Source organism: Pseudomonas sp. NPDC089428 (assembly GCF_044749325.1).
GTDB lineage: Bacteria > Pseudomonadota > Gammaproteobacteria > Pseudomonadales > Pseudomonadaceae > Aquipseudomonas.
The window spans coordinates 84,354-96,578 of record NZ_JBIVHT010000017.1; the positions used below are offsets into that span (position 1 = coordinate 84,354).

At 58.9% G+C, this 12,225-nt stretch carries 10 protein-coding genes; all 10 read right to left on the reverse strand.

Going from position 1 to position 12,225, the window contains the following annotated elements:
• Nucleotides 1–58 precede the first annotated feature (58 nt).
• The gene (locus ACIPZ5_RS23640) at nucleotides 59–2,053 is read right to left on the reverse strand and encodes a polysaccharide biosynthesis protein (protein WP_400810907.1); all 1,995 of its coding nucleotides are present in this window, start codon (nucleotides 2,051–2,053) and stop codon (nucleotides 59–61) included.
• A gap of 169 nt (nucleotides 2,054–2,222) precedes the next feature.
• Nucleotides 2,223–3,401 carry a DegT/DnrJ/EryC1/StrS aminotransferase family protein gene (locus ACIPZ5_RS23645; RefSeq protein WP_343599000.1) on the reverse strand — a complete coding sequence of 393 codons (1,179 nt, stop codon included), beginning with the start codon at nucleotides 3,399–3,401 and terminating at the stop codon, nucleotides 2,223–2,225.
• Between the two features lie 90 nt (nucleotides 3,402–3,491).
• Nucleotides 3,492–4,118, reverse strand: a complete 627-nt coding sequence (locus ACIPZ5_RS23650) for an acetyltransferase (protein WP_343598998.1) — start codon at nucleotides 4,116–4,118, stop codon at nucleotides 3,492–3,494.
• Complete coding sequence (locus tag ACIPZ5_RS23655) at nucleotides 4,115–4,711, reverse strand: sugar transferase (protein WP_343598996.1); 597 nt, start codon at nucleotides 4,709–4,711, stop codon at nucleotides 4,115–4,117. Before ACIPZ5_RS23655 ends, ACIPZ5_RS23650 begins: the two co-directional genes overlap by 4 nt.
• 373 nt (nucleotides 4,712–5,084) lie before the next feature.
• A complete protein-coding gene (locus ACIPZ5_RS23660) occupies nucleotides 5,085–6,536 on the reverse strand; it encodes an MBL fold metallo-hydrolase (protein WP_343598994.1) in 1,452 nt (483 codons plus the stop codon).
• Between the two features lie 102 nt (nucleotides 6,537–6,638).
• A complete protein-coding gene (locus tag ACIPZ5_RS23665; protein ID WP_343598992.1) occupies nucleotides 6,639–6,902 on the reverse strand; it encodes a LapA family protein in 264 nt (87 codons plus the stop codon).
• Between the two features lie 21 nt (nucleotides 6,903–6,923).
• Nucleotides 6,924–7,220, reverse strand: a complete 297-nt coding sequence (gene ihfB / locus ACIPZ5_RS23670) for an integration host factor subunit beta (protein ID WP_012313292.1) — start codon at nucleotides 7,218–7,220, stop codon at nucleotides 6,924–6,926.
• 284 nt (nucleotides 7,221–7,504) lie between these two features.
• Complete coding sequence (gene rpsA / locus ACIPZ5_RS23675) at nucleotides 7,505–9,181, reverse strand: 30S ribosomal protein S1 (protein WP_027918186.1); 1,677 nt, start codon at nucleotides 9,179–9,181, stop codon at nucleotides 7,505–7,507.
• Nucleotides 9,182–9,305: 124 nt separating this feature from the next.
• Complete coding sequence (cmk, locus tag ACIPZ5_RS23680) at nucleotides 9,306–9,992, reverse strand: (d)CMP kinase (RefSeq protein ID WP_343598987.1); 687 nt, start codon at nucleotides 9,990–9,992, stop codon at nucleotides 9,306–9,308.
• Nucleotides 9,989–12,196 (reverse strand): bifunctional prephenate dehydrogenase/3-phosphoshikimate 1-carboxyvinyltransferase, encoded by a 2,208-nt coding sequence (locus ACIPZ5_RS23685; RefSeq protein WP_400810909.1) that lies wholly within the window; start codon nucleotides 12,194–12,196, stop codon nucleotides 9,989–9,991. The genes cmk and ACIPZ5_RS23685 overlap by 4 nt, the downstream gene beginning before the upstream one ends.
• Nucleotides 12,197–12,225: the final 29 nt, after the last annotated feature.

The window sequence follows — 12,225 nt, forward strand, 5'->3', positions numbered from 1 at the left end:
AACCGCCAGGGCCATCAAGGGCTGCGCAGCATCCTCAATGGCCTTTTCCGGGGTAGCCTCAAGGGTCAAGCCGATGCTGCTGGTAGAACCAATCCACAATCTCGCCATCCGGCGTATAACCACTGACAGAATCACGTAGCAGCTGGCGCACGCGCGCATAGTCGTCCTGGCCAACCGCAGTGACCAGTTCAGCAATTCGTGGCTTGAGAACATCCCAGGGCAGGAAGTCTTCATGGGCACTCATGATCATGGGGTGCGAAGTGGCAATCACACCATCGCCGATCAACAACTCTTCGTAGAGCTTTTCACCGGGGCGCAAGCCCGTGTACTTGATCGCCACATCACCATGCGGGTTGCGCTCGGAACGCACACTTAACCCGGACAGATGAATCATTTTTTCCGCCAGCTCGGCAATTTTTACCGGCTCGCCCATATCGAGCACGAACACGTCGCCGCCCTGCCCCATGGAACCGGCCTGAATGACCAGTTGCGCGGCTTCTGGAATGGTCATGAAGTAGCGCGTGATGTTCGGATGCGTGACCGTCAGCGGCCCACCCGACTTGATCTGTTTGTGGAACAGAGGGATGACCGAACCCGATGAACCCAGCACATTACCGAAGCGAACCATCGTAAAGCGCGTCTTATTCACCTGGGAGACGTTATCCACATCACCAAAAAGAACCGGCGCTGCTTCTCGGCTGAGTGCCTGCAAGGTCATCTCGGCCAAGCGCTTGGTACTGCCCATGACATTGGTCGGGCGCACGGCTTTGTCCGTCGAGATCAGGACGAAGTTGGATACCCTCGCCTGCAGGGCGGCCTGGGCCGTATTCAACGTGCCGATGACGTTGTTCAGCACGCCCTCGGCAATATTGTGCTCGACCATTGGCACATGCTTGTAGGCAGCGGCATGGTAGACCGTGTCGACCTTCCAGGCCTTCATCACATCCAGCAGTTTTGCTTCGTTGCGTATCGACCCTAGTATCGGTAGCACATTCACCGACAGCGATTCGCGGCTGACACGTTGCTCCAGTTCGGTTTGAATACTGTACAGATTGAATTCACTGTGTTCGAACAGCAGCAGTGTCTTGGGTTGAGCCCCCAGAATCTGCCGGCACAATTCCGAGCCGATGGAGCCCCCCGCGCCCGTCACCATGACACATTGGCCCTCGATGCAACGCGAGAACAGGCCTTTTTGCGCAGGCACGGGGTCACGCCCCAGCAAGTCGGCGATGTCTACTTCCTGAATATCGTCAACCTTGACTCGGCCACTGGCCAGGTCCATAAAGCCTGGCACGGTACGTACATGCAACGGGAATGTTTCCAGGAAGTTCAGGATTTCACGGCGTCGGCCCCGGCTTGCAGAAGGCACCGCCAGCAGGATCTCCTGCGCGCCCGTTGCATCGATAAGCTGCTGGATATGCTTGGGGGTATACACCTGCAAGCCGGCAATCACCCGCCCGGCAAGGCTGCGGTCGTCGTCAATGAACGCCACCGGGCGCATCTGCCGCCCCATTCTTAGCGCAACGACCAGCTGGTTGCCCGCCGACCCGGCGCCATAAATGGCCACTTTGGGCAAACCACTGCTGCGATTGCCAAATGGCACATGCTGCACAGCAGCGTACCAGTCACCGAGGAAGAACTGACGCATCGCCAGTCGCAGCCCGCCGACCATGATCAGGCTCAGCCACCAGTAATTGAAAATGACCGAACGCGGCACCACTGCCTGATGGTTACCGAAGGCATAGACGATAACCGTCAACACCAATGCCGAAAGGCTGACGGCCTTGATGATGGCGATTAGCGCATCGTTGCCGAAATAGCGCATGACCGCACGGTATAACCCGCAGCGAACAAACAGGGGGATTGCCACAACGGGGGCACAGACGAACAGCCAGCGGTGCTCTTCCAGGGGATTGATGGCGTCCTCAATCCCCAGACGCACGACGAATGCCATCCACAGAGCCAACCAAATCAGCAGAACGTCGGTAACAACCTGAATCAGCCGCTTTTTCCTACGCGATAGCCCTAGCAACAATGCCCGTGCTCTATCCATAAATCCCTCTAAACCCTGGACCTCACGAACCGCCTGAAAGTACGGTTCGGCCTCTAATATGTGACGTTCATGGTCAGCCATTGCGGCCTGGTAAAGCCATGACACGCTCTCAATTCAACGCGACCCGGCATTGGTCGATGGCGTTAGAACTGAAAGCGCAATCAGAAGTTCAAACGACCTGCGCCTCGCGCATCACGTCGTGCAGAACCTGGCAAGTCTTGTCGATTTCGGCAGGCGTCAAAGTCGGGTGGACCATGAACATCAAGCTGGTCTCACCCAGTTGTGCCGCTTCCGACAGGCGCTCGGCCGGACGCCAGGGCGTACCGTCGAATGCCTTTTCCAGATAGACCTCGGAGCAAGACCCTGAAAAACACGGAACACCGCGAGCGGCGATTTCGTTGAGGATCCTATCACGTGTCCAGCCTTGCTTTAATGACTGCGGTTCAACGAACACATAGCACTTGTAGGCGGCATGCAAGATATCTTGCGGAACGACGGGAACACGCAGGCCGGCCAACTGGCTGGCGGTGTCCCAGATCTTGCGGGCATTGGCGAGGCGGGTCTCTTGCCACTGCGCCATTCGCTGCAGCTGAATGCGCCCCAGCACGCCCTGCACTTCCATCATGCGCCAGTTCGTACCAAAGCTTTCATGCAGCCAACGGAAACCCGGGGCGTGCTGGCGTTCGTAAACGGCTTCCCAGCTTTTGCCATGGTCTTTGTAAGACCACATGGCCGACCACAGGCTACGGTCATTGGTGGTAACCATGCCACCCTCGCCACCGGTGGTCATGATCTTGTCCTGGCAGAACGACCATGCACCCACATGCCCGATGGAACCAACCGGACGCCCTTTGTATTTGGCACCGTGGGCCTGTGCACAATCTTCAATGACCTTAAGGCCGTGCTGTTCGGCCAGCGCCATGATCGGGTCCATGTCGCAAGGCCAGCCAGCCAGGTGCACACAGACAACCGCTCGGGTACGCGAAGTAAGCACGGCTTCGATGGTCTGTGCCGTGATGTTCTGCGAATCGGCATCGACATCGGCAAACACCGGTGTGGCGCCGGCATTCACAATGCTGGAAACCGAAGCCAGGAAGGTTCTGGAAGTGACAATCACCTCATCCCCTGCACCAATGCCTAATGCCTGGAACGCCAAATCAAGCGCGACAGTACCGTTGGTCAGTGCGACCGCATAAGCGCAACCACTCCAGGCAGCAAACTCTTTCTCGAACTCACGGCATTCCTGCCCTGTCCAGTAATTGACTTTGTTGGAGAGGATGACATCGCGTACTGCATTGGCTTCTTCTTCGGAAAAAGACGGCCAAGGGGAAAAAGGAGAATTCAGCACAATTCACACCCACAAATTGCAAAATGAAAATTCAGAAAATCAAACGTTTACAAAACCTGCAACCATTCACTCAGGATAGTTGATTTCAACTCACCGTGTTACGACGGCTTTCGCTGGCACACCCACGACGACCTTGCCATCTGCTACATCGCTGACCACGCTAGCGCCTGCACCCACGGTCACATCGCAACCCAGCCTGATCAGTTGCCTGACACAGGCGCCAATCCCCACCCAGCTACGGTCACCCACGCTGACAGCGCCGGCAAGCCTGGCACCCGGGCTTACGTGCACAGCATTTCCCAGCACACAATCATGGTCAACGCTACAGCCGGTATTCAGGATCGCGCCGTATCCCACGCGCGCATCGGCATTGACCACAACCCCTGCGAAGATCACGGATCCAGGGCCGACGGACGCGTACTGACTGACAAAAGCCATAGGGTGCAGTAACGAAACCAGCGGCGCACCGGCACTTGAAAGCGCTTCAAGCTTGGCATGGCGAATGCCATTGTTGCCGATCGCAACAATGACGCCTTCGTAGTCCTGAAGACGTGCGTGCAATGCTGCAGAATCGCCCACCACTGGCCAGTGCCCATTGTGCGTTCGGCCGGGCCAGGCATCGTCAAAGAAGTCGACGTGCTCCCATCCACAACTCTGAGCAGTGTCGGCCACGACCTTTCCATGCCCACTGGCACCTAGTACAGCCAGCCGCTTCACTGCTTGTCCCCGGTAAATTTGGACATGGTGACGTTGCCTTCGGCACTGATGCCCTCTTTGACAAGCACCTTTTTTACGGTCATGAACAGGATCTTGACGTCGAGCAGTAAACTTTGGTTATCGACATACCAAACATCAAGCTTGAACTTGTCTTCCCAACTCAATGCATTGCGGCCGTTTACCTGTGCCCACCCCGTCACTCCGGGGCGCACCTCATGACGACGGCGCTGTTCCTGGCTATAGAGTGGTAAGTATTCCATCAGCAAAGGGCGCGGCCCCACCAGGCTCATGTCACCCTTCAGAACGTTCCACAACTCCGGCAACTCATCCAGGCTGCTGGCGCGCAAGAAGCTGCCGAAGGGCGTCATCCGCTCTGCATCGGCAAGCGGATTACCCTCCGCATCCACTGCGTCGCGCATGGTTCGGAACTTGATCATTTCAAAGGGTTTGCCGTTAAGGCCTGGACGCACCTGACGAAACAGCACAGGCGAACCGAGTTTTTTGCGAATATTCCAGGCAACTACAGCCATTACCGGAGATAGGAGTATCAGAGCGCATAATGACGCGCAGATATCGATAAAACGCTTAAACATTTAGTTGACTCGGTATTGTTTGAGTGCGTGCACGTATTCAATGCTGTGCAATGCTGGAACGTGCGCGGAACGCTGGCTGCGGGTTAAATTCAGTTCAAGCCAACTTGACATGTCTACCGCAGATTACCGTGCCGATCAAGGTGCCCTGATTGAAGGTTTGGGCTGGGTGATGCCAACCCGGATTTCAGATGGGCCAAGGCCAGTCTGACACATACATCTGACGCTTCTGAATAGTGTATGAACTGACCGGTTCAAAGACCGGGTTGTAACTTCCACATGCCGAAAAAGCGAGCTCTCATCGCATTGACTGCTGGCCACCAAGGTACCGAACAGGGGCCTTGAAAAGCCAGCTTTTTCTGATTCTCGGATGCCTTTAATCAACCCCGATACACACCTCGGTTGCGACATTTGCTTGCTGGTACTGCGACATCAGGGCCGCCTGCAGGGCATTTTTCGCACGCCGATCACCATGCACCAGCACCACTCGCTGTATGGGTGAGCCGATTTCACAGGCAAATTTCACCAGGCCTTGACGGTCAAGATGGCCGGAGTAGCCGTCCAGTGTCACCACCTTGGCCCTGATTTCATACATTTGCCCATCCAGATCAATCTGCACAAACCCCTCCGCCCCCTCACTCGCCTGAATAACCGCACCCGGCGTGCCCTTGGCCTGATAGCCGACGAACATCACTTCATGCCGGGGATCACCGAGCATGGCCTTGAGGTAATTGACGATGCGCCCACCAGAGCACATGCCGTTGCCTGCGATGACGATCGCCGGCCGCCCGGTACTCCTTAGATAATTGACCACCTTCTGATGCTTGGCATGGGTGTCCACGCACACCAGCTGGGCGAACCCCAGCGGGGCTCTGCCCTCGCCCAACCGCTGCCGAGCCTCGTGATTCCAATATTCATGGAGTTCGCAGTAGGCCTGCGTGATGCGCTGCGCCAGGGGAGAGTCGAGGATGATCGGCAAACTCGACCAGTCGATGACCTGCAGCGGATCATCGTCAGAGGGCTGACCAGGTGCGTTGAGCAGCGATTTGCGATAAAGAATGTCTTCGATCTCGTACAGCAACTCCTGTGTACGCCCCAGGCTAAAAGCCGGTATCAGGATGGTACCGTTATCAGCCAGCGCCCGCTCGATCACTGCCTCTAGCTGATGCTGTCGGTCACTGCGGTCCGCGTGCAGCCGGTCACCGTATGTGCTTTCCAGTACCAGGATATCAGCCCGTTCTGGTGGCTGAACGGGGCGCAATAACGGATTGCCGGGCGCCCCAAGGTCGCCGGAAAATACGATGCGTGAACTGGCTTCGCCGCCCCTTACGCGCACATCGCACTCCACATAGGCCGACCCGAGCAGGTGGCCGGCACGCTGGAGTCGAATGGAACAGGCAACATGAGCCTGCTCGACTGCGCAATGCCACTGCCCGAATGGAAGTGGAACGATGAGGCGCTGCAACAGCGCCAGGTAGCGGTCGACCTGAACCGGATCGGCACTGATACCTAGTTTGTAGGCATCCTCGAGCACCAGCGGCAACAACCTGGCCGAAGGCTCGCTGCACAGGATGGGCCCACGGAAACCAGCGGCCAGCAGCGCAGGGATGCGACCTACATGATCTATATGGACATGGGTAATGACGAGCGCCCGGATACCTTCGACATCGAAACCGATAGGGGCGAACTGCGCACCAGGCGAGGCCTCGGCACCTTGCTCGAGGCCACAATCGATCAACAGGCTGGTTGTCGGGTCGAGATGAAGCTGATGGCAGGAACCGGTGACGCTTCGGGTACCACCATGATGGGAAAGGGCAGGAAACTCCATACTGCTGCACGCTCGCCAAGGCCGGAAATGAGGTGCCTATTACTCCATTTCGACGGGCGCACGCATAGGTGAAACTTTCCTACATAGGCGTAGGAATTTTCATCAGCTGCCGTTCAGTACCGCCTGACGTGCCGATGCGCGAATCTTGCGCTTGCTGCGCTGCACACCGTAGGCGCCAAGCAGCGGACCAATCGCCAAGCCGATGACCAAAGCAGCCAGCACAGGCACTGCCACTGGCATCGCCGGCGCCGACCAGCCAAACAGCATCAGCGCCACCGCCTGCTGGTTCTCCAACACGAAGAACAGCACCACAGCCGCCAGCAGCAGCACGAACAACGCCGCCAGGGCGCGCTTGAGGTTACGCATCAGAATGGCTCCTTTTACAACTCAAGGGTGCTCGTGCTCTTCTTCATTGACACGGTCACGCAGCTCTTTGCCTGGCTTGAAGTGGGGTACAAACTTGCCTTCGAGCTCCACCGACTGGCCAGTCTTGGGATTGCGGCCAACCCGCGGTGCGCGATAGTGCAAGGAAAAACTGCCGAAGCCACGAATCTCGATGCGATCGCCAGTGGCCAGGCATTGGGACATCTGCTCAAGCATGGTCTTGATGGCCAACTCCACGTCCTTCGACGAGAGCAGCCCTTGATGGGTGACAATACGTTCGATCAGCTCCGACTTCGTCATATTTTTCCCTTCGTTATCAAGCAGCTAGATCATTGCTTAATCAGGTTGTAGCACGCTCGGAGGGATTTGAACAGGGTGGTTCTTGACTTAATAAAAAAATTCAAGATTGAAAAGAAAAGAAATATGCCGCATTGGGGCTTGGAAGCGCACGGCTTAAGGGGTGTGATGGTTTTGAGAGCGATCGCAAAACCTACCACGGCGAACACGCCGCAACCCAAACACATTTCCAACACGCAAAAAAAAGGGTGGCCCGAAGGCCACCCTTTTTACCGATCAAACAGAACTCAGTTCTGCTTGGCCATAGCTTCGCGCAGCAGCGCAGCCATGGTGGTGTCGGCAGCAGCTTCCGGAGCGTTTTTCAGGCTCTGGATGGCTTCACGCTCTTCAGCGTCGTCTTTCGACTTGATCGACAGGCTGATGACGCGCGATTTGCGGTCAACGCTGATGATCTTGGCTTCGATCTCTTCGCCTTCCTTCAGGACGTTACGCGCGTCTTCAACGCGGTCACGGCTGATTTCGGAAGCTTTCAGAGTGGCTTCGATGTCGTCGGCCAGGGTGATGATGGCGCCTTTGGCGTCAACTTCTTTCACGATGCCCTTGACGATAGCGCCCTTGTCGTTGACAGCAACGAAGTTGGAGAACGGATCGTCTTCCAGCTGCTTGATGCCCAGGGAGATGCGCTCGCGCTCTGGGTCAACCGACAGGATGACGGTTTCCAGCTCGTCGCCCTTCTTGAAACGACGCACGGCTTCTTCGCCGGTTTCGTTCCAGGAGATGTCGGACAGGTGAACCAGGCCGTCGATGCCGCCGTCCAGGCCGATGAAGATACCGAAGTCGGTGATCGACTTGATGGTACCGGTGATCTTGTCACCCTTGTTGAACTGGCCGGAGAAGTCTTCCCATGGGTTGGACTTGCACTGTTTGATGCCCAGGGAGATACGACGACGCTCTTCGTCGATGTCCAGAACCATGACTTCCACTTCGTCGCCAACCTGAACGACTTTCGACGGGTGGATGTTCTTGTTGGTCCAGTCCATTTCGGAAACGTGTACCAGACCTTCAACGCCTTCTTCCAGCTCAGCGAAGCAGCCGTAGTCGGTCAGGTTGGTAACGCGAGCCTGTACACGAGTACCTTCTGGGTAACGTGCAGTGATAGCGACCCACGGATCTTCGCCCATCTGCTTCAGACCCAGCGAAACGCGGTTGCGCTCACGGTCGAACTTCAGAACGCGTACGTCGACTTCGTCGCCAACGTTAACGATTTCCGATGGGTGCTTGATGCGCTTCCAAGCCATGTCGGTGATGTGCAGCAGGCCGTCGATACCGCCCAGGTCCACGAATGCGCCGTAGTCGGTGAGGTTCTTGACGATACCTTTGACTTGCTGGCCTTCCTGCAGGGTTTCCAGCAGGGCTTCGCGCTCGGCGGAGTTCTCGGCTTCCAGCACGCTGCGACGGGAAACGACAACGTTGTTGCGCTTCTGGTCCAGCTTGATGACCTTGAATTCCAGCTCTTTGCCTTCCAGGTGGGTGGTGTCGCGCACTGGGCGGACATCAACCAGGGAGCCCGGCAGGAACGCACGGATGCCGTTAACGTCGACAGTGAAGCCGCCCTTAACCTTACCGTTGATAACGCCCTTGACCACTTCTTCGGCGGCGAAAGCTGCTTCCAGAACAATCCAGCACTCGGCGCGCTTGGCTTTTTCACGGGACAGTTTGGTTTCGCCAAAGCCGTCTTCGACCGCGTCCAGCGCAACGTGAACTTCGTCACCGACCTTGATGGTCAGCTCGCCAGCTTCGTTGTAGAACTGCTCGAGCGGGATGACGCCCTCGGACTTCAGGCCAGCGTGTACGGTAACCCAGTCGCCGTCGATGTCGACAACGATACCGGAGATGATGGCACCCGGCTGAAGATTGAGGGTTTTCAGGCTTTCTTCAAAGAGTTCTGCAAAGCTTTCGCTCATTTTAATTCCTGTAGATTCGGGCGAAACAGACGCCCATCGCCACATTCCAGACAATGTGGGTTTGTTTTAAGTAAAGGAAAGCCGGCAGGACGTTGACTGGTGCCCCTGCCTGCTCTCCTGGCTATCAGACCAAGTCGCGCTGGGCGAGCTCGCTCCTGATACGTTGCAACACCTGCTCGATGGACAACTCGGTAGAGTCCAGCTGAATGGCATCGACCGCTGGTTTCAGCGGGGCCACTGCACGCTGGGTGTCACGTTCATCACGCGCACGAATCTCATCTAGCAGACTCGACAGACTAACATCTTCACCCTTGCCCTTCAACTGCAGGTAGCGGCGACGGGCACGTTCCTCGGCGCTGGCGGTGAGGAAGACCTTCAGCGGCGCGTCCGGGAACACCACGGTGCCCATGTCGCGACCATCGGCGATCAGCCCTGGCGCTTCGCGGAAGGCGCGCTGGCGCTGCAGCAGCGCTTCACGCACCGCCGGCAGCGAGGCGACCATCGAGGCGCCGGCACCGACCGTTTCGGTACGGATGACGTTACTGACGTCCTCGCCCTCGAGGATGATTTGTTGAAGCTTACCCGGCTCGGCAGCGATGAATTGCACATCCAGATGGGCGGCCAGCGCCTTGAGCAGCTCTTCGTTGGTCAGGTCGACGCCGTGGTTGCTGGCGTTGAACGCGAGCAAGCGGTATAGCGCGCCGGAATCGAGCAGCTTCCAGCCCAGCTCACGCGCAAGGATGCCGGCAACGGTACCCTTGCCCGAGCCGCTTGGGCCGTCGATGGTGATGACCGGTGCTTGCGAATTCACGACTTGCCCTCTTCGGCGACGCGGATACCGACATCGGCGCACAGTTTGAGGAAGTTCGGGAACGAGGTGGCGACGTTGGCGCAATCATGGATGCGGATCGGCGCGCTGGCACGCAGCGAAGCGACGCTGAAGGCCATGGCGATACGGTGGTCACCGTGACCGTGCACTTCGCCTCCGCCGAGCTGGCCACCCTCGATGATGATGCCATCCGGGGTCGGCTCGCATTTGATGCCCAGGGTGATCAGGCCATCGGCCATGACCTGGATGCGGTCGGACTCCTTCACCCGCAGCTCTTCGGCACCACGCAGCACGGTACGCCCTTCGGCGCAGGCAGCAGCAACGAACAGCACCGGGAATTCATCGATCGCCAGCGGCACCAGCGCTTCCGGGATGTCGATCCCCTTGAGCTTGGCGCCACGCACGCGCAGGTCGGCCACTGGCTCACCGCCGACTTCGCGCTGGTTCTCCAGGCTGATGTCGCCACCCATCAGGCGCAGGATGTCGATCACGCCAGTGCGGGTCGGGTTGATGCCGACGTGCTCGAGCACCAGCTCGGAGCCTTCGGCGATCGATGCAGCCACCAGGAAGAACGCTGCGGACGAGATGTCTGCCGGCACTTCGATACGGGTCGCGGTCAGCTTGCCGCCGGACTGCAGCGAGGCGACCGGACCGTTGCTTTCGACCGAGTAGCCAAAGCCGCGCAGCATGCGCTCGGTGTGGTCACGGGTCGGCGCCGGCTCGGTGACGGTGGTCTTGCCCTCGGCGTACAGGCCCGCCAGCAGCAGGCAGGATTTGACCTGGGCACTGGCCATCGGCAGCGTGTAGGTCAGCGCCTTGAGCTTGCTGCCACCGCGGATGGTCAGCGGCGGACGGCCGTCCGGGCCGGTCTCGACCACGGCACCCATTTCGCGCAGCGGGTTGGCCACGCGATTCATCGGGCGCTTGGACAGCGAGGCGTCGCCGGTCATGGTGACATCGAACGGCTGGCCGGCCAGCAGGCCGGAGAGCAGGCGCATCGAAGTACCGGAGTTGCCGACGTACAGCGGACCTGGCGGCGGCTTGAGGCCATGCAGGCCAACGCCGTGAATGGTCACGCGGCCGTGGTTCGGGCCCTCGATGACCACACCCATGTCACGGAATGCCTGCAGGGTCGCCAGGGCGTCCTCGCCTTCAAGGAAACCTTCGACTTCGGTCGTGCCTTCGGCCAGCGAGCCGAGCATGATCGAACGGTGGGAAATCGACTTGTCGCCCGGTACGCGGATTCGCCCGGTCAGGCGGCCACCCGGTTGGGCCAGGAAAATCAGATCGTTGGCGTTCATAGCGTCCACATAGGCCCGGCGGGCCAGGATTTTACTGAAATGCTCGCGGGCAACGCGTGCACGGGTGAATACACCCAGCAGCTGGTGCCCGTCCCCAGCATCGACCGCGTCGCGCAAGGCGTCGAGGTCGCTGCGAAATGTGTCCAGGGTGCGCAGGACGGCCTCGCGGTTGGCGAGGAAGATGTCGTGCCACATGGTCGGGTCGCTGCCGGCGATTCGTGTGAAATCGCGGAAACCTCCCGCAGCGTACCGGAAGATGTCGAGGTTTTCATTGCGCTTGGCCAACGAATCGACCAGGCCGAAGGCCAGCAGGTGCGGCAGGTGGCTGGTGGCGGCCAGCACTTCGTCATGGCGTTCCACTGGCATGTGCTCGACATCGGCCTCCAGCGCGCGCCACAGGCGATCTACCAGAGCCAGGGCGGCCGGGTCGGTTTCTTCCAGCGGCGTGAGGATGACCTTGTGTCGGCGGAACAGGGTGGCGTTGGCGGCTTCTACCCCACTCTGCTCGGAGCCGGCGATCGGGTGACCGGGAACGAAGCGCGGCAGGCGCTCACCGAACACGGCACGCGCTTCACGCACGACATTGCCCTTGGCGCTACCGACGTCGGTAATGACGGCGTCGCCGAGGTCGAGCTGGGCCAGGCGGGCCAGGACCTTTTCCATGGCCAGGATCGGCACGGCAAGCTGGATGACATCGGCGCCGACACAGGCAGCGGCGAGGTCGGCTTCGCAGCGGTCGACCACGCCCAGGTCCACGGCCAACTTGCGCGATGGGGCATCGAGGTCGACGCCGACCACTTCGCGGCACAGGCCGCTTTCACGCAGGCCCTTGGCGAAGGAGCCGCCGATCAGCCCGAGGCCGACCACGACCAGGCGATCGATGATTGGCGCGGGTTTGGTTGTTGCTGCATTTA